Annotated in this window: 22 protein-coding genes, 1 tRNA gene and 1 riboswitch; of the genes, 13 read left to right on the forward strand and 10 right to left on the reverse strand. The window is 41.8% G+C overall.

Annotated elements, in window-relative coordinates; genetic code table 11:
• The first annotated feature begins 5 nt into the window (after nucleotides 1–5).
• Nucleotides 6–1,535 (forward strand): TlpA disulfide reductase family protein, encoded by a 1,530-nt coding sequence (locus MTO98_RS32325; protein WP_243483640.1) that lies wholly within the window; start codon nucleotides 6–8, stop codon nucleotides 1,533–1,535.
• A gap of 40 nt (nucleotides 1,536–1,575) precedes the next feature.
• Here MTO98_RS32325 and MTO98_RS32330 read toward each other — a convergent pair whose 3' ends face one another.
• The 4 genes from MTO98_RS32330 to MTO98_RS32340 form a co-directional block, all read right to left on the reverse strand.
• The gene (locus tag MTO98_RS32330) at nucleotides 1,576–2,034 is read right to left on the reverse strand and encodes a putative quinol monooxygenase (protein ID WP_243483642.1); all 459 of its coding nucleotides are present in this window, start codon (nucleotides 2,032–2,034) and stop codon (nucleotides 1,576–1,578) included.
• Between the two features lie 11 nt (nucleotides 2,035–2,045).
• Entirely contained in the window at nucleotides 2,046–3,230 is a 1,185-nt protein-coding gene (locus MTO98_RS32335) for a DUF1624 domain-containing protein (RefSeq protein WP_243483644.1), read from the reverse strand.
• A 202-nt stretch (nucleotides 3,231–3,432) separates the two neighbouring features.
• On the reverse strand, nucleotides 3,433–3,711 hold the full coding sequence (locus MTO98_RS34530; protein WP_371825394.1) for a 2Fe-2S iron-sulfur cluster-binding protein: 279 nt from the start codon (nucleotides 3,709–3,711) through the stop codon (nucleotides 3,433–3,435).
• Nucleotides 3,711–4,496 (reverse strand): AraC family transcriptional regulator, encoded by a 786-nt coding sequence (locus MTO98_RS32340; protein WP_243483646.1) that lies wholly within the window; start codon nucleotides 4,494–4,496, stop codon nucleotides 3,711–3,713. Before MTO98_RS32340 ends, MTO98_RS34530 begins: the two co-directional genes overlap by 1 nt.
• A 166-nt stretch (nucleotides 4,497–4,662) precedes the next feature.
• Here MTO98_RS32340 and MTO98_RS32345 point away from each other — a divergent pair, with 166 nt between their 5' ends.
• The 3 genes from MTO98_RS32345 to MTO98_RS32355 are packed head-to-tail and all read left to right on the forward strand — an operon-like array spanning nucleotide 4,663 to nucleotide 8,647.
• The gene (locus MTO98_RS32345; protein ID WP_243483648.1) at nucleotides 4,663–5,997 is read left to right on the forward strand and encodes a TolC family protein; all 1,335 of its coding nucleotides are present in this window, start codon (nucleotides 4,663–4,665) and stop codon (nucleotides 5,995–5,997) included.
• The gene (locus tag MTO98_RS32350; RefSeq protein WP_243483650.1) at nucleotides 5,994–7,061 is read left to right on the forward strand and encodes an HlyD family secretion protein; all 1,068 of its coding nucleotides are present in this window, start codon (nucleotides 5,994–5,996) and stop codon (nucleotides 7,059–7,061) included. Before MTO98_RS32345 ends, MTO98_RS32350 begins: the two co-directional genes overlap by 4 nt.
• Nucleotides 7,058–8,647 (forward strand): transporter, encoded by a 1,590-nt coding sequence (locus MTO98_RS32355; RefSeq protein ID WP_243483652.1) that lies wholly within the window; start codon nucleotides 7,058–7,060, stop codon nucleotides 8,645–8,647. The genes MTO98_RS32350 and MTO98_RS32355 overlap by 4 nt, the downstream gene beginning before the upstream one ends.
• Nucleotides 8,648–8,670: 23 nt before the next feature.
• Here MTO98_RS32355 and MTO98_RS32360 read toward each other — a convergent pair whose 3' ends face one another.
• Nucleotides 8,671–9,351 carry a sigma-70 family RNA polymerase sigma factor gene (locus MTO98_RS32360; protein ID WP_243483653.1) on the reverse strand — a complete coding sequence of 227 codons (681 nt, stop codon included), beginning with the start codon at nucleotides 9,349–9,351 and terminating at the stop codon, nucleotides 8,671–8,673.
• A gap of 87 nt (nucleotides 9,352–9,438) precedes the next feature.
• Between MTO98_RS32360 and MTO98_RS32365 the strand changes: the two genes are divergently transcribed.
• Nucleotides 9,439–9,834 (forward strand): hypothetical protein, encoded by a 396-nt coding sequence (locus MTO98_RS32365; RefSeq protein ID WP_243483655.1) that lies wholly within the window; start codon nucleotides 9,439–9,441, stop codon nucleotides 9,832–9,834.
• An 86-nt stretch (nucleotides 9,835–9,920) separates the two neighbouring features.
• Here the strand turns inward: MTO98_RS32365 and MTO98_RS32370 are convergent, their stop codons facing one another.
• The 3 genes from MTO98_RS32370 to MTO98_RS32380 all read right to left on the reverse strand — a co-directional run bounded on the left by MTO98_RS32370 (nucleotide 9,921) and on the right by MTO98_RS32380 (nucleotide 12,035).
• Nucleotides 9,921–10,487 (reverse strand): dihydrofolate reductase family protein, encoded by a 567-nt coding sequence (locus tag MTO98_RS32370; RefSeq protein WP_243483657.1) that lies wholly within the window; start codon nucleotides 10,485–10,487, stop codon nucleotides 9,921–9,923.
• 70 nt (nucleotides 10,488–10,557) lie between these two features.
• A complete protein-coding gene (locus MTO98_RS32375; protein WP_243483660.1) occupies nucleotides 10,558–10,971 on the reverse strand; it encodes a VOC family protein in 414 nt (137 codons plus the stop codon).
• 233 nt (nucleotides 10,972–11,204) lie between these two features.
• Nucleotides 11,205–12,035: an alpha/beta fold hydrolase gene (locus tag MTO98_RS32380; RefSeq protein WP_243483661.1), complete on the reverse strand. Its 831-nt coding sequence runs from the start codon at nucleotides 12,033–12,035 to the stop codon at nucleotides 11,205–11,207.
• A gap of 204 nt (nucleotides 12,036–12,239) precedes the next feature.
• On the opposite strand from MTO98_RS32380, the gene MTO98_RS32385 reads away from it, so the two are divergent.
• The 7 genes from MTO98_RS32385 (at nucleotide 12,240) to MTO98_RS34350 (ending at nucleotide 17,672) form a co-directional block, all read left to right on the forward strand.
• The gene (locus MTO98_RS32385; protein ID WP_243483663.1) at nucleotides 12,240–12,836 is read left to right on the forward strand and encodes a Crp/Fnr family transcriptional regulator; all 597 of its coding nucleotides are present in this window, start codon (nucleotides 12,240–12,242) and stop codon (nucleotides 12,834–12,836) included.
• A gap of 146 nt (nucleotides 12,837–12,982) precedes the next feature.
• Nucleotides 12,983–13,672 carry an alpha/beta fold hydrolase gene (locus MTO98_RS32390; protein ID WP_243483665.1) on the forward strand — a complete coding sequence of 230 codons (690 nt, stop codon included), beginning with the start codon at nucleotides 12,983–12,985 and terminating at the stop codon, nucleotides 13,670–13,672.
• A gap of 151 nt (nucleotides 13,673–13,823) precedes the next feature.
• Nucleotides 13,824–14,561: an SDR family oxidoreductase gene (locus MTO98_RS32395; RefSeq protein WP_243483668.1), complete on the forward strand. Its 738-nt coding sequence runs from the start codon at nucleotides 13,824–13,826 to the stop codon at nucleotides 14,559–14,561.
• Nucleotides 14,562–14,852: 291 nt separating this feature from the next.
• Entirely contained in the window at nucleotides 14,853–15,647 is a 795-nt protein-coding gene (locus MTO98_RS32400) for an alpha/beta fold hydrolase (protein WP_243483670.1), read from the forward strand.
• Between the two features lie 51 nt (nucleotides 15,648–15,698).
• Complete coding sequence (locus MTO98_RS32405; RefSeq protein ID WP_243483672.1) at nucleotides 15,699–16,118, forward strand: OsmC family protein; 420 nt, start codon at nucleotides 15,699–15,701, stop codon at nucleotides 16,116–16,118.
• Between the two features lie 238 nt (nucleotides 16,119–16,356).
• The gene (locus MTO98_RS34345; RefSeq protein WP_256464341.1) at nucleotides 16,357–17,172 is read left to right on the forward strand and encodes a serine hydrolase; all 816 of its coding nucleotides are present in this window, start codon (nucleotides 16,357–16,359) and stop codon (nucleotides 17,170–17,172) included.
• Nucleotides 17,088–17,672: a serine hydrolase domain-containing protein gene (locus MTO98_RS34350; RefSeq protein WP_256464383.1), complete on the forward strand. Its 585-nt coding sequence runs from the start codon at nucleotides 17,088–17,090 to the stop codon at nucleotides 17,670–17,672. Before MTO98_RS34345 ends, MTO98_RS34350 begins: the two co-directional genes overlap by 85 nt.
• Before the next feature lie 274 nt (nucleotides 17,673–17,946).
• Here MTO98_RS34350 and MTO98_RS32415 read toward each other — a convergent pair.
• A tRNA-Met gene (locus tag MTO98_RS32415) sits at nucleotides 17,947–18,019 on the reverse strand.
• Between the two features lie 221 nt (nucleotides 18,020–18,240).
• On the opposite strand from MTO98_RS32415, the gene MTO98_RS32420 reads away from it, so the two are divergent.
• Nucleotides 18,241–18,660 (forward strand): nuclear transport factor 2 family protein, encoded by a 420-nt coding sequence (locus tag MTO98_RS32420; protein WP_243483674.1) that lies wholly within the window; start codon nucleotides 18,241–18,243, stop codon nucleotides 18,658–18,660.
• Nucleotides 18,661–18,703: 43 nt separating this feature from the next.
• Here the strand turns inward: MTO98_RS32420 and MTO98_RS32425 are convergent, their stop codons facing one another.
• Complete coding sequence (locus MTO98_RS32425; RefSeq protein WP_243483676.1) at nucleotides 18,704–19,729, reverse strand: hypothetical protein; 1,026 nt, start codon at nucleotides 19,727–19,729, stop codon at nucleotides 18,704–18,706.
• Between the two features lie 101 nt (nucleotides 19,730–19,830).
• Nucleotides 19,831–19,933, forward strand: a riboswitch (TPP riboswitch).
• The last annotated feature ends 49 nt before the right edge of the window (nucleotides 19,934–19,982 follow it).

Genomic DNA, 19,982 nt, shown 5'->3' on the forward strand with positions numbered 1-19,982 from the left:
GTATCATGAAAAGCATTCTCAAATATCTGCCTTGCGTTATCCTCTTAGTTATTTTAGGTACAAGCAAGCCCGCCCGCGCGCAAAAAGCGGGCCTTACAGGCGCGGATTCTGCAGCCCGCGTAAAAGCCGTGGAGGTAAAGAAGCTTCAGGATGCTGTTGAGGCAGCGCCAGATAACCTTGAAGCCCATAATGCATATATCAGAAAAGCTGGCATTAATAATCCGGCGCTCATAATTCAATATGATAAGTGGATGAAACAATATCCGCAAAAGGCAAATATCCCCTTTGCCATAGGCGAAGCTTTTTACAGCCGTGAACTGCCGCAGGCAAAAAAATATTTACTTAAGGTCACAGAAATAGCACCCACTATGGCCAGGGCGTGGTCTATGCTTTCTATCGATGCCGACAGATGGGGCCAAGACTCCCTGACATCAGCATATATGAAAAAGGCAAGCCTTGCCGATACCACCGATGCCGGGTATGCCTATTATTACGCTGCAACACTTGAAAAAATTGACCCGGATCTATATAAACAGAAAGTATTGGATGTTGTAAAGCGATTTCCGGGTAATGAACGCGGCGCACAAGGATTATACTGGCTTGCGGAAAGAGCAATTGACACAGCTGATAAGATCAGGTATTTTGAGCAGCTGCATTCACTATATCCGCCAAAAAAATCTGAATGGTCAAAATCAGGAATGGAAAGCTTATGGGGTATCTATATAACCACTAATCCGGAAAAGGCCCTTGCATTAGCTAATGAAGTTGGAGACAATCAATACTGGAAACCCTTAAGGCTCATTACAGAAAACATCATTGCCGAACGCGCACTGGCCGCAAACCAGGACTATAAAGGCGCGGCTGCATTATTTGCACAGGTAAAACTGCCTGGGTATCCTGATATCAGCGATTTTTACTCGCAGGAGCAGGCTGCCCTGCAGCAAAAAGCAGGAGATATTAAAGTGGCTTATGATATCCTGGTTAAAAAACTTGCAAAAATGCCTACTGAAAGTACAATGGCTGTAGCCAAACAGTATGGAAAAAAATTGGGCAAAACCAGCGATGAGGTAAAACAGGATATCCAAAATATCCGGAACAGTGCTGCCGTTGCTGCATACCCGTTTGAGCTGGGCCTTTACAGCAGCGAAGGAAAACTTGGTTTAAAAGATCTTAAAGGGAAGGTGGTTTTACTTACGTTTTGGTTTCCGGGCTGCGGGCCATGCCGGGGAGAGTTTCCGCATTTTCAAAAAGTTATAGACAAATTTAAAGGCAAAAACGTGGAGTATATAGGCATCAATGTAGTGCCTGACCAGGATGCTTACGTACTACCCTTTATGGCGAATACCAGGTTTTCATTCATTCCTTTGCGTGGCAACCAGGATTTTGCGTCAAAAGCCTACGGCGTTACTGGCGAGCCTGAAAACTTTTTGATTGATCAAAACGGAAAAATCATGTTCCGCAACTTCATGATCGATGAAAAAAAAGAGCACTCGTTAGAAATGATGATATCATCCCTGCTGGAAAAAGGGTCATGAAAATTGACCATTCAACACCTTCGATATTTTATATCCGCCGCTAAAGGCGAGGTTTTGCAGCAAGAACTATCGGAACAGTTTCCACAAGTTCGAGCGATTTAACCATATCTTTTGTGGTGTTCTTGTATTTTTTAAAATGCGCTGTTTGTAAATGCGCCTTGTATGCGGTTTCATCAGCATATATTTCAAAAACCGTTATTTTGGCAGGTGCGTTCTTGTCGGCCACTGCATACAACGTTAAAACTCCCGGCTCAACACGTACGGCGGTTTCCGCGTGCTCTTTAAGTGCTGTCATGTAATTTTCTAACTGGGCCGAATCAATCAGAAGTTTGGCTATACGTACCACCTGTTTCTTTTCCTGTGCGGCAGCGTTTCCGGCTGCAGAAACTGACAACATAAAAATCAATATAAATGATAACAGGACACCAGCCTTGCCCGGTATTCTGGTTAAACGGATGTGCTTCTCTGGCACCCCGGGGACTACTCTTATAACTTCCATTGTTCCTGATTTTATAAATAACTCAACCACCATTTTGCTTTGTTAGCCTGCTTGTAAGCGTCATAACGTTTGCATAAAGGATAAAGGCCGGCCACTATGGCCATCCAAATAAGGTAGGCAACGGGCAGTGAAAATCCGTAGCCTTTCAAATCGGAAGTAAACCAGATAGGTTTTGTCAGGAACCATAGTTTCCAATCCTGTCCGGGGGTAAAAAACGAAGCGGTTATTGCTATCAGGTGTATGATATAGATGTGGATCAGGTAATAAAACATTGGCACCCTGCCATACACTGAAACCACGTTTACAATACTCCCTTTGGCCTTTTCGGTAAACGAAAGGAACAGAAAAGCGCCACCTATTGTTAACAACAGATACAAAAGCGACGGAGGATATTTATTTACTTTAATAAATGACAGGAAGGTAAATAATGCGTTTTTCTGTTCGCTCCATTTTACCGGATCTCCGTAGATGTTGGTATAACGCAGTACGATAAACACCACGATGCAGCTAAGACCGGCTATCAATAAGTTTTTTTGCCTCTTACTTACATCGTAACCGGCGGTATACCATCCGCCCAAACAGTAACCTAAAGACATAACAGCCATTAACGGAACAATAGGATAACCTACCAATAAAACTTCCTTATGCCACATAAAAAACTGCTGATCATGCAGTAGCGACCAGCCAAAAGCCGGCAAAGAGCTTCCCGGTACATGAACATTATCTAAAAGGTTATGCCCCAGTATGATCACAACACTAATGCCCAGGATCAATTTTTTAGGCAAATGAATTAATATAGCCAATATGATCATACTTAAGCCGAGGGCCCAAATGGTAATAAAGAAAAACATTGGAAACGTAATGTTGAAGTTCCAACCAAAGTTAACCACAAACATTTCAAGAAAAATGAGCCACAGGCCCCGCTTTACCAGGAATATGGATAACTCTTTTTTAGTTTTCTTTTGTCCGATAAGGCTGGCTGATGTACCGGCAAGCAGCATAAATATCGGGGCGCAAAAATGGGTGATCCACCGGGTGAAAAATAACACGGCACTTGTTTTTGTAAGATCAAGCGGATCATAAAAAAATGAGCCGGAGCATAAATAATCTCTCACATGGTCAAGAGCCATTATGATCATGATAGCGCCGCGGAGAAAATCGATAGACGTAATCCGATTTTTTAAAATTGTGTTCATCCAGGTTTTGGGGTAAAATTAAAGATAGCACTTTTTGTAATTGATTTTTTACAACGGCTTGTCAAATTATTAAGCGGATTAGCCGTGAACGATGTAGGGAAATAAAAATATCGTTGTGAGTGATTGATCCGGTGACACTGATGAAGAAATATCAGCAAGCAAAAGTCAGAGGCTAACAGGTTTAAAATCGGAAGCTACCAAATCAATAAACCTTATCGGGTATTAAAATTATCATATTGGCTAATTCATCGTTTACCTGTACACCGCAAGCCAGCACATTTCTTTTAACCTGTGAATACGGCGAGACTATTTGCACTACACAAGTGCCGCAACTGCCCATTCCGCAACATAACCCAAACCCGGGGATTGCCAGGTGATCCGCAATGAGCGACATCAAACTGTGATATTGCCCCTGTATAATTTGAATCCTGTGATTTTCGCCAAGATAATTGAGCGTTAACGGTATTTTACTATTCTCCATTATTTGTAAGCGGTAAAACTTGATGGGCGAAGATTAGTAAACTGATAAAAAGTATTGCTGAAAGAAGACAAGCTGTGGTAGCCTATTTCTAAAGCTATTTCGCTCATTGATTTATCGGTTTGCAGGATCAGTTCAAAAGCCTTTACCATCCGCAGCATTTTTAAATATTGCAAAAACGAAACTCCCAGCGTAGCCTGAAATAACCGCGACAATGACCGGTTACTTAATCCAAAACGGTTGCCTATGCTTTGCATCGTATGTGTTTCACCAATTTTATGATCAATAAAATCCATAATTAAACGCATGCGCTCGTGATCGGTAGAAGGCAGTGCCATGGGCAGCACGCGGGTGCTGATTTCAGGCAAAAGATTTTTGATGGTAGACAAAAACTGATAACGCTTATCATCCGGCCCGATAGGCCCCGACCATGGCTCGGTATACTTGATCATCTGCAGCAGCAAATCGTTGATGGGATAAATACCAACCTGGCTGTAAAAGGGATCGTTATTATCATCGTAGGCATAAAAAAATACCGATCGCAGCACAGTTGCCGAATGGCTCACTTTAAGAATGTGCTCAAGCCCCTGCGGGATCCAGAAATAATGCCTGGCCGGAATTACAAATATCTTGTTCCTGATATGAATGTACGCAATACCCCCTTCAACATATGATAGCTGTCCCTTGGTGTGTTTATGTGCGGGAATATATCTTTCAAACTTTTCATGAAGCACATAGGCCGATTGCGGCCGTTTGTCAATTTCGGGAAGGGAGGCTATTAAACTCATAACAATACAGGATTATTTAAACCATTTCGATAATGGTTATCAGAAAACATTGCAAAATATACAATCAAAAAAGCAGCAATGAACAATTTTGGCCCGAATCATCAAATATATGGCTAATTTAGGAAAACATCATCGGGTAATGTAGCTATACTTTTGCACCACTCAAATGAACAGCTGCGGTAAACCCTTATTTATTATATACTTAGTATTAAACGCCGGTTTAACTTACGGCCAGCAACAGAATGGCCAAACCCAACCTGCTTTACAATTACCCTTATCCGAAATATGGCAAAAAGCTGATAGCTTTAATAAAGTAAACCGCGCAAAAAAGCTGCAGGTAGATGAACTGACGGAGAACATCAGCGACTCAAAGGCCGAACGCCTGCCCGAACTGATGGCCTCGGGTTATTTTGAAGATGCATCAAACCTCCCCATTTATGACCGCGGCATTTTTAATGATCCCACCTTGCACAACATCATTCACACGCGGTATAAAATAGGTGTAGACGGTTATCTGAATATTTATAACGGCAATAAAACCAATCTTAAAATCGCCGAAGGAAAAATAGTACGCGAGCTTGCGGTGTACCACCAGCAGGCTACCGCAGCTGATGTCAGGCTACTGGCCGCTGCTTATTACCTTGATCTTAAAAAGAGCTATATTTTTCAAACGCTTATGGTTAAAGACATTGCCGACCAGGAAAAGCAATTGATGAAAATTAAGGTTTTGCTACAGCATGGAGTTATTCTGAAAAGTGATTTGCTCCGTGCCGATCTCAAACTCTCGCACCAGCGTTTGTCATTGATACAGATCAATAATGATATCGCCATAACCAATCAAAAATTAAATATTCTTATTGGAGAGCCCGATGAACAGGTTATTGTTCCAGCAGATGAGCTGCAGCCGGATAGCTTAGCTATTAAACCATACGCCAATTACTTAGCTGCACTTGACCATACTTACGATAGCCGCATTGCTGTTGAAGAAAACAAACTGAGCGAAATCCGCCTTAAAAACGTGAAGGCCAATACTTCTTTAAAAGTTGGATTGTACGCTAACTTCCAATACGCTTATCCCGAAACATTTTTATATCCGTATTCGGCCAATATCTATTCATTAGGTATTACAGGGGTTAAAGTTTCATTTCCCCTGTCTTCTTATTATCTAAATGCACATAAACAAAAAGCAGCAGCCATCGAAGTGCAGAAGCAGCAGGTCCTTCGTTCGGATGTGGATGATAAGGTGCGGCAGCGGCTAAATGAGGCTTACCTGCGGTTTAAGGAAATGCTCACTAAAGTAGATGTAGCCAGGAGCAACGTAGGCCAGGCGGCAGAAAATTACCGGATAGTTCAAAATACCTATTTCAACCAAGCCTCGCTGATCACCGATCTTTTGGATGCCGACGTACAATTACTACAAACCAAATTTGATTTGGCCAGTGCGCAGGCGGCAGCACAGCTACAGTATTATCAATTACAAAATGTATTAGGCAACTTATGACAGCTAAGAAGAACAAATATACCGTTACCGACCAGCATATTACCAAAGTTACTGCTACCGCAGCCGGTATAGTTGCCGCCGCACTATTGGTTTGGGGCGTAATTACAATCTGGAACCTTTATCACTACGAAGAAACCAATGATGCCCAGGTACAGGAGTATATAAATCCGGTTATTTCACGTGCCGGCGGATTTATTGTAACAGTAAACTTTGAAGAAAACCAACTGATAAAAAAAGGTGATACATTATTGGTGATCGATAATCGCGAGTATAAGATCCAGCAGGAACAAACAAGCTCAGCTTTACTTAATGCCGAAGCACAACTGAAGGTACTGCAAAGCAATAAACACACTTTAGGGCAGGTGGCCCTGGTGAGCGAAGCGCCAATTGCCGCGGCTAAAGCTAAACTACTGAAGCAGCAGCAGGATTTTGAACGGTGCACAGCACTTTACGAGGCCGAGTCTGCCACGCGGCAGCAGCTGGAAAACGCCAGGGCTAATCTTGACGTAGCACTTTCAGATTATGAGGCTGCAAAGCATAACTACAGCGCATCACTTTCTAAAGTTGAAGATGTTAAAACACAACAGGAAGTTATCCTGGCCGAGATCAAACGGTTACGCGCCTTAACCGAGCGGAGCAAACTGGATGTAACCTATACTGTAATAACAGCCCCCTACAATTGCAGGATAGGCAGGCGTACCATTGAGAAAGGACAAATGATTGATGCCGGGCAGGTATTGGCATATATTGTTAACAATGAATCAGACAAATGGGTTATAGCCAATTATAAGGAAACGCAGATAGCCAATATGTACATAGGAGAACCGGCAGAGATAGAGGCAGATGCCTTTCCGGGGGTAAAATTCAAAGGGCAGATCATTTCCCTTTCCCCGGCCACTGGTTCCAGTTTTTCTATATCGCCTCCTGATAATGCTACAGGTAACTATGTTAAGATTGTACAGCGTGTACCGGTCCGCATTAAACTTACAGACGCCAGGATAAATACGGCCCGCTTGCTGGCGGGTATGAATGTGAATGTAGTTATTAAAAAAGCCAGGCAATGAAAACCCTCATCCCATTATTCAAAGAATGGGTGCCGCAGTGGCTCATCAGGATAACCATATTCATTGTGCTTCTGCCCAGCCTTGTGTTATTTTTTCTGCCGTTATCTAACGTAAACGCAGCTGCGGGCTACTACGGTATTGAGCCTGCCGACGTGCAGTATTCGGTTCTGATTTACTATGCCGGCTATACCAGCTTTTTTTCGTTAGAAAAGCGCTTTTTTAAATATTTAGCTGCCAAAGAATATTTTTTCATCTTCACTATTCTGCAAATCGTCACATCGTTTGCTTGTTATCAAACACATAGTTTGCCGGTACTGCTGGTGCTCCGCTTTATTCAGGGTATGGGGTTAACAAGCACCGCTAACCTCGGTATGTCTATCATCTTCAATCGCCTTACCAGCGAACGCGGGCGGGCAATCAGTTATTCCGTTTATTTCGGAATGCTGGTGTGTATGATCCCATTTAATAATTTCGTTACTGCCGACCTGATAGATAGCTTCGATTTTAATGTGATATACAAAGGCGCCATGTTTTCATACCTGCCGGGCCTGGCACTGCTGAGTATTATAATGAACAACGCGCGGCTGAATATCAAATTCCCGCTTTATCTGTTGGATTGGGCAAGCTTTATCTGGTATGGCTGCTTTTTATGCTCGCTGGGTTATGTGCTGGTTTACGGGCAGGAAAGATACTGGCTGGGCGATAGGGGAATATTTTTTGCATCCATCTTTTTAGCCGTCTCTTTGCTCATGTTTGTTTTAAGACAAACAGCATTAAAACGGCCCTATTTTAAATTGCAGGTTTTTAATTACCGTAATTTCATATTAGGTGGGGCCGTGCTTTTTGTACTTTATTTGTGCCGGTTTACGCTCAACTTCTCTTCGGCTTTTTTTTCGGGGGTATTTGGGTTTGATCCGGCGCACGTTTCATATATCAACCTGTTTAACATAGCCGGAATAGTTATTGGCGTTATCATATCCTGTTCCTTTTTACTCCAGCACCGGCCAATCAGGTTAATATGGATTTACGGCTTCCTGAGTTTACTTGCATTTCATTGCTGGATGTATTTCCTTTTTAGTGTTGCAGGCAATCCATCCACTTATTATATCCCATTGTTTTTACACGGGTTGGGGGTTGGGCTGCTTATTTCGCCAACCATTATTTTTATGGTTTCGGCAGTGCCGCAAACCATGGTGGATACATCAGCCGGCATCTGCCTTTTTGTACGCTGCTTTGGGTTTTACGCCAGTATAGCGCTCATTAATTATTTTGACTTACTAAATAAAGAGGCCCACCTTGATGCTTTAAAAGGAAACGCCACCGCAGCCAATCCTTTATTTAAACAGGCTATTATTAAACAAAGTAAAAGCCTTATAAGCCATGGCGTAGCCAAAAGGCAATCGGCAGGCTTTGCTAACCGGCTGGTGAATAAACAGTTTAATATTCATGCACAAATCCGGTCGGCCATGGATTATTATGAGCTGGTGATCTGGATGCTGATATTCACCCTCGTTGTTATCGCCTTATTTCCGTACATCAACAAAACCGTGGTTCGCTTCAAAAAAAATCAGCCGGCACCTTTTTAATTAAGGCAGTGTTTTATCTGGCGCTATTCGATACCATAGATCCTGCTCATCACATAATTGACAATAACATCACAACGCACTAAATTAAATTCGAGAACCTGCCCGGACCGCCAGTAGCTATTCAACTCTGTACGCAGCATCTCTTTGGCGCGGTTCAATCTTATTTTAACGTTAGATTCGCCCAATTCCAAAGCCTCCATAGTTTCATTGGTCGACATTCCCTGTACCTCCCGCATAACAAATACAATTCTGTATTTTTCAGGCAGCCCTAATACGGCCTTTTCTAAAATGGCTTTCAATTCTTTATTCATCAAATTATCCAGCGGCGTTTCAGAATGATGATCGTTGTAGTTATTGTCCATCAGTGTTTTTTCTAATTTCAACTTTCTCTTTTTGTGCAATAAACTCTCGTTGATCAATATCCGGATGAGCCATGTACTAAAGCTTGACTGATGCTTAAAACTGGATAACTGCCGGTAAGCGTTCAGATAAGTAGTTTGCATGATATCCTCGGCTTCCTTGTCATCATTGATGATCGAGATGCTGATCCTGTAAAGGCGTTCATTAAACCTGCGCATCAGGTTTTCATATAAACTTTTTTCGCCATTTACTATTTTTAGTACAATATCCTCATCACTCAAAGTCCTGGTCATGCTGTTGCCCGGTAGGTCCATAAACAAATTTATAGTTAATAGAGTATCCAAAAATTAAAGGGTTACAAATTGCAGCTAATTAAATTTTGTAACCATTTAATTAAAGCAATTCTCTAATGGGGATAAAATCAAAACAAAATGGAACCTCAAGCAAAAAATGTTCAAAACATCCTAAAATTCACTTATGGCCTGATACCCATTGCGGCCGGTGCCGATAAATTCACCAACCTGCTAACCGACTGGGCACACTACTTAAACCCTACGCTGAAAAGCATGCTGCCCTTCAGCGATCATGTGTTCATGATGATTGTTGGAGTGATAGAGATCATAGCGGGGATATTGGTTTTCCTGAACCTTCAAAAAGGGGCCTTCCTTGTGAGTGCATGGCTGGTATTAATTGCGCTAAGCTTATTGGCAAGCGGTAATTATCTGGATGTGGCTGTAAGGGATATTGCTATGGCAATTGGTGCTTTTTCGTTAGCTAAACTTTCATCAACGGCGATGGTCAAAAACCAGGCAGCTGTAAGTTTATAGCTCCTGCAAAAGACAAATCGGACAAAACCTGGTTTTTCAGGCTTGTCCGATTTGGCTGCTCCAATATTATCATCGTGCGCTAACGCTTATGCAGGCAGATACTTATTGAGTACCTTTCCGTTTGTATAAGCAACCGAGCTTTCTAATGTCAGCACTTTTCTATCCTTGAAAATGGAAAGGCCATTACCAATTGCTACAGGGTTGACTATAATATAATATTCATCAATAAGATTAAGGCCCACAAGCGACCTTACAAAGCTCACGCCGCCGTAAACCAGCAGGTCCTTGCCTGGCTGGCTCTTCAGTGCCTGTACTACCGTAGCCAAATCGCCGTTTTCCACTTCGAGATTACGGCCTGGAATTGCGGTTTCAGTACGGCTGAAAGCGATTTTACGGTGGTTAACCATAAGTTTTGCAAAAGGGTTCCAAGGGCTGTCGGGTTGGTTATCGAACACATTTTCCCAATGAGCTACAAACTCGGGAGCTGTTTTGCGGCCCAGCAACAGGGTATCGCAGCCACTGGCCAGGTCAATGCCGAACTGAAAAGCGGCCGGATCCTGCTTGCCCGGTAAAAACACCCAGTCATTTTCGCCGTTGGGGCCGGCTGCAAAACCATCAATGGTCATTTGCATCGCTAATTTTAGTTTTCTCATGGTAATTGTTTTAATATTTTTTTCTTCAGCGCCAATCGGGGCTTGTACTGCCTTTTAAAGTAATGAGTTATTATGCCTGGTGTTCAGGTATACTATTGGGGTCCATCCAAATAAATTCCCAATGATGGCCATCCAGATCGTCAAAGCTGTGCTGATACATAAAGCCGTAATCGGTAGCCGGGTTAGGTATTGTTGCGCCTGCTGCTTCTGCTTTGTTCACCATTTCGTTAACGGCATCTTTACTATCGGCAGATAAGGCAATAGAACACTCCACTGCTTTGTGGGCATCTACAATTTCTTTTTTAGTAAAAGTCTGGAAAAAGGTTTCTGTAAGCAGCATTACGTAAATAGTATCGCTGATGATCATGCAGGTTGCTTTCTCGTCGGTAAATTTCGGGTTAAAAGTATAACCAAGTTTGGTAAAAAATGCTACAGATTTGTCGAGGTCTTTAACCGATAGGTTTACAAAAATTTGAGTTGCCATAAGTGTTTTCTGATTTAGTTTATTCAAAGGTACAGCAATGCCAAATGCGCGCAGGCGTGCAAAAACGACAAGTTAGGGGCTAATTGCGACTTGTATTATAACAATAAAACCCAAAAAGCAGGACAAGCCTGTTTCCAACTCCCCCTGCCAACTAAAAATCCTGTCAAAATAAAAAGCCGCCTCATAATCAATTATGAAACGGCTTTGTTTATATCGAAAAATCTGCGGCTGTATTATTGGCCTATTTTAGTTAACAGTATTGCCACTGAATCAGGCTTTGCCAGGAATGCAGAGTGACTGGTGTTTAATTTGTATATCGTTTTTACATTGCCAGACGCGATCATCCTGTCTTGCAGGCCCGGAGAAACCACATGATCCTGTAATGTCTTGATATAAACCTTCTCCACTGAGCCGAAATTGGCAGCTGTCAATGTCACCGGGTTCATAAATGGAATTGCAGGCTCAGGGCGATAATTTTGTAAAACAAGATTTTGGACTTGGGTTGATCCGTCCTGGATAAAGATGTTTACAATCTGATCACGTGCTACATCCAGGGTTCCGTTAGTATCGTTTTCAGTAAGTATTTTTTGACCGTTAACTTCACCGCCAAGGCTTGAGCCCGGATCTGTACTTGCAAGTGCAAATAATGATTGCCCTGAAGTGGGTAAGTAAGCAGCCAGATAAACCAGCTTTTCAATTTTAGAAGGCTCCTGCTCGGCAACGGCAGAAATAACCATACCACCTAAGCTATGCCCTACCAGGATAACTTTCCCATTTATCTTTGATACAGCATCAACAACTTTATCTCTGTAAGTGTTTAATGTTATTGTTGAAGGAACGGTATTGTCGCTGCCATGGCCAGGAAGTTCAACAACGGTTACATTGTTGCCTTCATTAATAAGTTTGGCTTTTACAGCATCCCATACGTAAGGGGCCTGCCAGGCGCCATGTACCAGCACATAATTTTTAGCGGCGGGTTTAACTTCATCGTTCTTTTTTGAACAAGATGAGAACATTATAGTAGCTGTTGCTACAGCAAGTAAGATTAATATAACTTTTTTCATGATTTGAGATGCCTAATTGTTTAGGACACCACAAACATCCGCTTATCTGCTCCGGATAAGTTTAACCCAGGTTAAAATCGAAAAACAACATGAACGCCTCAAAACAAATTATCATATGAAGCAACCAACGTAACAGTTAACGAGTAATATCAGCTATCGGCACGTCATTGTGTGTGATATTATTAAAAATGATATTTTTATAGCATGTTACAGGATAAAACAGAAATAGAACTATTACGAACGATCTTAGGATCTGCCGGTATGAAACCGGAAGCATTTGACCTATCATTGCCTCACTGGAAATTGAAACAATATAAAAAAGGTGAGTTTTACAACGAATACAAAAATGTTTGTAAGCACCTCGGATTTGTTATCAACGGTGTATTTAGAATTTACCGGGTAAATAATGATACCGGCGAAGAAAAGAATATGCTGTTTTTTACCGATCACCAGTTTGTGGCATCCTATAAAAGCTTTTTAGCCCAAACAGCCTGCGATTATTATACAGAAGCGATGGTTGATTCGCTTATATTATATATACATATCGATCACCTAAATGAACTTTACGCGCAATCACATCAGTGGGAACGCTTTGGAAGGATAGTAGCCGAAACAGCTTTTCATGAGGTTATGGTCAATACAGAAGGTTTTCTTTTTAAAACCCCCGAAGACCGTTACCGGGAAATGATGGAAAAACATCCGAATATTTTCAATTCGGTACCTCTTTATCATATTGCCTCCTATCTGGGTATTCAGGGGCCGTCACTGAGCCGGATCCGTAAAAGAATGGTTGGAAAATAAAACTCATTAACCTGCCGGGTGCTGGATTGTTAAAACCTCTAAAATTTTTTTTTAGAGGTTTTTTTTGATTTTAACCTGGGTTAAACTTATTGCCCCGGGATAGCCCGATGTTTGTCATGTCCTAAACAATTAGGCATTAAACAAACATGAAAACAGCAATTATAATGATGGCAATGAGCATATTAGGTTTTACTGCTCAAGCCCAAAAAACAACCGGAAAAAATTCTAAAACTATTGTACTTGTTCACGGCGCATGGTCAGATGCATCTTCATGGGATGCAGTAACTCCTTTGTTAAAAGCTCAGGGCGAAGAGGTGATCAACGTTAACCTTGCAGGTCACGGAAAAGATACTACCTCATTTGCCGGTATAACCTTTCAAACTTACGTTGACCAGGTAAAAGCTGCCATCGGCAACCGCACTAATGTAATTTTGGTAGGACATAGCTTTGCCGGACTGGTGATCAGCCAGGTTGCTGAAGAGGTTCCAGCACAGGTTAAAGAACTGATCTTCCTTGCAGCTGCATTGCCGCATGACGGCGATAGTCTTTTAGGACTTGCAAAAGGCGATCCGGCTTCGCATATCGGTAAATCCCTTACTATTGATAAAGAACATGGTGCAGCAATAATTGCAAAAGATGCCGCCGCCGATATCTTCGCTGCAGATGCACCACAGCAAGTTCAGGAATATATAGCCGCCAACATTAAACCAGAACCACTGGCACCACTGGCCACACCTGTTCACCTTACTGAAAAGAATTCGGCAGCATCAGAAAGGTGTATATCCATACAGTTAATGACCATGCTATCAGTTATCCTGCACAACAGTATATGGTAAAAAACAGCAAGGTAGATAAAGTTTATACCCTGCAAAGCAGCCATACCCCATTCATTTCTATGCCTGATAAACTGGCCGCGATACTGATTACCGAAAGCAAATAATAACCGATAAAAATCAAATAAAATCTCTTAACTCATAAATAAAAATCATGAAAACAAATAACAATACAATCCTGATCACTGGTGGTGGTTCTGGTATTGGTTTGGAAACCGCCCGTAAGTTTTCTGCACTTGGCAATAAAGTAATTATTGCAGGCAGAAACATCGATAAATTAAATGCCGCTGCCCGCAGTTTAGATAACGTAAGTGTGATTCAATGTGATCTGACTGTAAAAAGCGAACTGGATGCATTGGTTCAGCAAGTGGAATTACTTTACCCCGAGTTAAATGTATTGATCAACAACTCTGGCAGCGCGTATCAATACTCTTTGGATGAAAACTCCGATGCTTATGAAGGTGCCCGCAAGGAGATGGAGATCAATTATTTGGCCCCTGTGAGATTAACGGAAAAGCTTTTGCCAGTTTTGAAGAAAAATGCAGCTGCTGCAGTGATCAATATCACATCAGTTGTTGCCATTGTACCATGGGCTGTTATGCCAACTTACAGCGCCAGTAAGGCAGCCTTGCAATCGTACACCAGGTTATTAAGATTATCGTTGTCAAAATCCGATGTTAAAGTATTTGAAGTACTGCCTCCGTTAGTTGACACCGAATTTGCTAAAAACATCCCTGTCGATAAGATGCCTCCTGCTGCCGTAGCTGATGCAATTATAAGTGGCTTAGCTGAAGATAAATTTGAGATTAGGGTCGGCTTTTCTGATCACTTTTATAACATCAATAAAGAATCGCCCGAAAAAGCTTTTAATGCATTAAACGGCGTTGCGTAATAAGCATCAGTCTGATACCAGTCGAAGCATAGGCGTGTGGAATACACGCTTATGCTTCCGTGTTTAAATATACCGTTGCTCATCTATTTTTAACTATGGCAGGTATATTAACACCCCATTCCCCTAAATACATCTGATAGACACAATGAAAAAAACAGCTGTACTTTTTTTTGCTGACCAACCTCTAAAATTTTTTTTAGAGGTTTTTTTTGATTTTAACCTGGGTTAAACTTATTGCCCCGGGATAGCCCGATGTTTGTCATGTCCTAAACAATTAGGCATTAAACAAACATGAAAACAGCAATTATAATGATGGCAATGAGCATATTAGGTTTTACTGCTCAAGCCCAAAAAACAACCGGAAAAAATTCTAAAACTATTGTACTTGTTCACGGCGCATGGTCAGATGCATCTTCATGGGATGCAGTGACTCCTTTGTTAAAAGCCCAGGGCGAAGAGGTGATCAATGTTAACCTTGCAGGTCACGGAAAAGATACTACCTCATTTGCCGGTATAACCTTTCAAACTTATGTTGACCAGGTAAAAGCTGCCATCGGCAACCGCACTAATGTAATTTTGGTAGGACACAGCTTTGCCGGACTCGTGATCAGCCAGGTTGCTGAAGATGTTCCAGCACAGGTTAAAGAACTGATCTTCCTTGCAGCTGCATTGCCGCACGATGGTGACAGCCTTTTAGGACTTGCAAAAGGCGATCCGGCTTCTCATATCGGTAAATCTCTTACTATTGATAAAGAACATGGTGCAGCAATAATTGCAAAAGATGCCGCCGCCGATATCTTCGCTGCAGATGCACCACAGCAAGTTCAGGAATATATAGCCGCCAACATTAAACCAGAACCACTGGCTCCACTGGCCACACCTGTTCACCTTACTGAAAAGAATTTCGGCAGCATCAGAAAGGTGTATATCCATACAGTTAATGACCATGCTATCAGTTATCCTGCACAACAGTATATGGTAAAAAACAGCAAGGTAGATAAAGTTTATACCCTGCAAAGCAGCCATACCCCATTCATTTCTATGCCTGATAAATTGGCTGCGATCCTGATTACCGAAAGCAAATAATAACCAACAAAAATCAAATAATAAATCTCTTAACTCATAAATAAAAAAATCATGAAACGTATAGCAAAAGCACATTGGAACGGTACTTTACAAGAAGGCACAGGAGAAATCAGCACACAAAGCACTGTGCTTAATCAAACACAATATTCATTTAAAACCCGCTTTGCCGATGGCATCGGCACTAACCCGGAAGAATTGATTGCCGCCGCACATGCAGGTTGTTTTTCGATGGCCCTCAGCGCAACATTAGCGCACCACAATATTACCGCTGGCGATATTTTTACCACAGCCGTAGTTGATCTTGATATGCAGGCATTAAGCATAACCGGTATCCATTTGGAATTAAAAGCAAGTATCATCGAAGGTGTAGACGAAGCAACATTTACCGAAATTGCTGAAGGCGCAAAGGCGCATTGCATCATCTCCAAAGCATTGAATGTGCCAATTACATTAGATGTTGTTTACGCTTAATGTAAGCCAAAACACCCGGCAGCATGCTATCATAAACTCATCGGATAATTTCCGGTGAGTTTTTTTGTTTTGACTGCTATATAATTTAAAGAAATATCCTCCGTTACGTTTCAGCAGACTAAGAATACCCAAATTGAATGCGAAACTGATTGGTATTCCGCCTAACCTTTAAGTATTTTCTATCTGTTACAATGCCCGGCCAGCGTTTACTTTATATTTAAACAGATCTCAACCCAATATGCTCCCCAAGAACCTTTTAAGTTTGATTTTTGCTTTTAGCTTGTTCACTTCATGCACGCAGGATTTTAACAAATCCAAAATCGATTCGATGCTAAACGCACTCGATACCAAACATCAGGGGATGGGAAGTATAGCAATAGCGCAGAATGGTTATATCGTTTATCAAAAGTCTATCGGCGTTGGGAATACACTGCCTGCGAGCCCGAAAACACGTTATCGGATCGGGTCTATAACCAAAATGTTCACAGCGGTAATGATCTTTCAACTTATCGGCGAAAATAAGATACAACTAACAACACCGTTGTCTGCCTTTTTTCCGCAGATGCCGAATGCGAAAAAAATCACGATAAAGATGATGTTGGGGCATCGTAGCGGCCTGCACGATTTTACAGTGGATCCGGCTTTAAGTACTTATTATACCAAGTTGCAAACCCATTCAGACATGCTGGCCAGAATAGCAAACTACAAACCGGATTTTGAACCTGATAATGACACCGGATACAGCAACACAAATTTTGTTTTGCTTGGCTATATCGTGGAGATACTGACAAGAAAACCTTACAGTGAAAACCTGAAAGAGCGGATTACTACGAAGATTGGTCTTGCAAACACCTTTTACGGCGCCCCCCCAATAATACTATTGACTACGCCAGGCCCTTCAATTGGCGAAATGGGCATTGGGAACGGACTGCCGAAACAGACCTTAGCATTCCGGGTGGTGCTGGAGCCATTGTTTCCACCACATCAGATATGTTGGAATTTATCCAGGCCTTATTTAACGGCAAATTGGTTACCCCAAAACAATTGGAATTGATGAAGCCGGAAACAGGAAATTTCGGTTTGGGAATGTTTAAATTTGATTTTTCCGGTCATATCAGTTTTGGGCATACTGGTAATATTGATGGGATCTTTGCCGAAATATGTTATTTTCCGAAAGAAAAAGTAGCCGTAGCCTATTTTTCAAATGGCGGTATTTATCCAAGGAATGAGGTTTTGACTGGTGTAATGAGTATTTACTTTAATATGCCTTATACCATTCCAACTTTTAAAGTGATGCGGCTGGATACCGCCAGGCTTATGCATTATACTGGTACTTATATTAGCAAGGATACACAATTGAAGATCACGATTACAGCAGATGATGGAATTTTAAGCATAGCTGTTCCCGGTCAACAGGCGTTTCCTCTGCAACCGTTATCCAACAATACGTTTGAATCTAAAATGCTGGGGGCAACCTTCGCATTTGGGACAGCCAAAGGCATGTTTACTATAACGCAGGGCAATAAAACATTTAACTATTCGCTTGAACGTTAATTCAGTGTATCACTAAGCGGCACAGGCTTTGCACTTAACATAAAGATCTTCATCAACTACCCCCTGCAGGCAATTACAGCGGCAACACTATAAAGGAACAATATAACCTGCGGGCACATATTATTACGTTATCGCCCCCAAAAACGGGCAGTCAATTTTTTCAGGATAGCTTGTTATTATTAGATAGTGTTTGATTTTCCCTGCAGAAAAAGGGTATCGTTTTGACACCAAAAAAGCCCTTAGATCATCTCTAAGGGCTTCTTATTGTTATTTGTAGCGGGAGCAGGACTCGAACCTACGACCTTCGGGTTATGAGCCCGACGAGCTACCAACTGCTCCATCCCGCACTGTTTTGATGCTGCAAATGTACAATAAGTTATCACATCTGTGTGTCACAAATCGCCCCATGTCATTAACAATTACTTAACACGCTATCCTTTAACCTATTAATTTCATTGATAAATATCAATTCCTTTCTTATGATACATCAATGCACAGCTTTAGTGCTATTTGCACTTTTGTGATGTCCGGAAAACAGACGGGCAGCACAAAACTAAATCGTAATAAAATGAAAACCGCTAAAGAATTATTGCTCGGCTACCTCGAAAATATCAACAATCCCGATATCGCTATTGAACTTTTTGCCGATGACGCCGTTTTTGAACTTCCTTACCTGGCAAGCTTAGGCTTACCCTGGCAATGGAAAGGCAGGGATGTGATCTACAATTTCCTTAAAAACCTGCCAAAAACATTCGGCAATTTTAAATTCCAAAACATCAGGGTCCATATCGATACACCAGACCAGGCATTTGGCGAATATGATGTGAACGCTATAGTCAACTCAACCGGCCGCACCTATCCGCAAACCTATATGGGCCGTGTGGTTGCCGATAATGGCAAGATCAAATTGATCCGGGAAGCCCTGGATATGGCTTTAGTTGCCAAAGCAATGTTCCCGAATGGATTGAAAGGTTCAGCCACTGAATAATATCAACCAAACCAACAGGCGGTTTTTTGAAACGGCCTGTTGGTTATATAACACCTTTAGCTATCAGGGTTTCTATAAAATCATCCACCTCATCTATACTTAACACCATTTGGCTGCTTTCTGCTGGCTTCGTGTAATGGCGTTCGATAATTACCGGCTCCTTAAAAGTGATCAATACATTAAAAGTATTTTTCATTACACCGCCTTTAAAACACTTGGCGTCGGGCTCAAAGCTTCCTCCTACTTTTTCAACTGAAGCTATATTATCCAGTTTAACCAGTGTACGGTAGCGTAATCCCGCACGCAGCAGCAGCTTATTCTCCAATAAAAGTACCGGGCTTTTTAATAGTGCGGAAAAATCGCCGGTGATAAATAGGCAGCCGTAAACACTCAATATAGTAACAATGACGGCCGCTAATTCGCTGTAGCGCGTTAAAAACAAATGGAATGCTACCATCTCAATAACCGAAACAGCCATGATCACCCCAAACAAAGCAGCATATCCCGAATTTTTATGAATACTGAAGCGTTTAACATTAGTAGGGATCCCCTTTTCCCGCTTAAAGCAAAGCAGCCCAAACCGCACAATGGTTATCTCCGATGCCATGATCTTAACAGGAACACCATCTCCTAATACCATCTCCATACTCTTGTGCAGATTAAAAGCTACGTCCGGAAACTCAGCTTGTAGCTGTTTGTACGCTTTCTGAATATGCCTGATCTTGCTGATAAAGTAAATGAGCATACCGAGCTCCAAACCAGCTGTTAACTTTCTTAGCTGAATGATATATCCCTGCTGCTCTGCCGGCAAAATCAAATAAGCTACGCCACAGCAGCAAGTAATTACCAGCATAATTCGCCATAGCTTTTGCTTAAAGGGTTTAATGATCAGGAAATAGTAAACTACCGGAAAGGTAACCACGATATCTGCCATAAAACCAGTTGCAACAATACCGCTTTTATGAGGGCTAACATGATGCATTAAAAGCAGTCCTCCTCCCAGAATAACAAAGGCGACAACAATAATTAACCAGATATTTTTGTGAATGGAAGATAAGGATAAGGTCATGTAAAAGAGTTTTCAGATTAGGTAACAACCAAATATAGCCATGTTTACGCCGAATAATGAATTGATGCTGCTGTTTTTCGGCTAAATAAACTACCTTCGTTTTATATAGCACGGGGTGCTTTAACCATAATGGTTAAGGCTGAGATAATACCCGCATAACCTGACACGGATAATACCGGCGTAGGGATGCACTGGCTCTTCAGTTTGATTTTCGGCGTTTGCTGTTTTTTCATACAAGGCCTTGTTTCTGTAC

The sequence above is a fragment of the Mucilaginibacter sp. SMC90 genome (assembly GCF_022811725.1).
Lineage (GTDB): Bacteria > Bacteroidota > Bacteroidia > Sphingobacteriales > Sphingobacteriaceae > Mucilaginibacter.

Excerpts from the sequence above, each read along its gene's own strand:
- MTO98_RS32340 (WP_243483646.1), bottom strand. The coding sequence starts at position 4,496 with ATGAGTTTAATAGCCTCCCTTCCCGAAATTGACAAACGGCCGCAATCG.
- MTO98_RS32365 (WP_243483655.1), top strand. The coding sequence starts at position 9,439 with ATGGAACCTCAAGCAAAAAATGTTCAAAACATCCTAAAATTCACTTAT.
- MTO98_RS32400 (WP_243483670.1), top strand. The coding sequence starts at position 14,853 with ATGAAAACAGCAATTATAATGATGGCAATGAGCATATTAGGTTTTACT.
- MTO98_RS32370 (WP_243483657.1), bottom strand. The coding sequence starts at position 10,487 with ATGAGAAAACTAAAATTAGCGATGCAAATGACCATTGATGGTTTTGCA.
- MTO98_RS32385 (WP_243483663.1), top strand. The coding sequence starts at position 12,240 with ATGTTACAGGATAAAACAGAAATAGAACTATTACGAACGATCTTAGGA.
- MTO98_RS32335 (WP_243483644.1), bottom strand. The coding sequence starts at position 3,230 with ATGAACACAATTTTAAAAAATCGGATTACGTCTATCGATTTTCTCCGC.
- MTO98_RS34530 (WP_371825394.1), bottom strand. The coding sequence starts at position 3,711 with ATGGAGAATAGTAAAATACCGTTAACGCTCAATTATCTTGGCGAAAAT.
- MTO98_RS32345 (WP_243483648.1), top strand. The coding sequence starts at position 4,663 with ATGAACAGCTGCGGTAAACCCTTATTTATTATATACTTAGTATTAAAC.
- MTO98_RS32395 (WP_243483668.1), top strand. The coding sequence starts at position 13,824 with ATGAAAACAAATAACAATACAATCCTGATCACTGGTGGTGGTTCTGGT.
- MTO98_RS32325 (WP_243483640.1), top strand. The coding sequence starts at position 6 with ATGAAAAGCATTCTCAAATATCTGCCTTGCGTTATCCTCTTAGTTATT.
- MTO98_RS32420 (WP_243483674.1), top strand. The coding sequence starts at position 18,241 with ATGAAAACCGCTAAAGAATTATTGCTCGGCTACCTCGAAAATATCAAC.
- MTO98_RS32425 (WP_243483676.1), bottom strand. The coding sequence starts at position 19,729 with ATGACCTTATCCTTATCTTCCATTCACAAAAATATCTGGTTAATTATT.
- MTO98_RS32390 (WP_243483665.1), top strand. The coding sequence starts at position 12,983 with ATGAAAACAGCAATTATAATGATGGCAATGAGCATATTAGGTTTTACT.
- MTO98_RS34345 (WP_256464341.1), top strand. The coding sequence starts at position 16,357 with ATGCTCCCCAAGAACCTTTTAAGTTTGATTTTTGCTTTTAGCTTGTTC.
- MTO98_RS32405 (WP_243483672.1), top strand. The coding sequence starts at position 15,699 with ATGAAACGTATAGCAAAAGCACATTGGAACGGTACTTTACAAGAAGGC.
- MTO98_RS32330 (WP_243483642.1), bottom strand. The coding sequence starts at position 2,034 with ATGGAAGTTATAAGAGTAGTCCCCGGGGTGCCAGAGAAGCACATCCGT.
- MTO98_RS32375 (WP_243483660.1), bottom strand. The coding sequence starts at position 10,971 with ATGGCAACTCAAATTTTTGTAAACCTATCGGTTAAAGACCTCGACAAA.
- MTO98_RS32380 (WP_243483661.1), bottom strand. The coding sequence starts at position 12,035 with ATGAAAAAAGTTATATTAATCTTACTTGCTGTAGCAACAGCTACTATA.
- MTO98_RS32350 (WP_243483650.1), top strand. The coding sequence starts at position 5,994 with ATGACAGCTAAGAAGAACAAATATACCGTTACCGACCAGCATATTACC.
- MTO98_RS32355 (WP_243483652.1), top strand. The coding sequence starts at position 7,058 with ATGAAAACCCTCATCCCATTATTCAAAGAATGGGTGCCGCAGTGGCTC.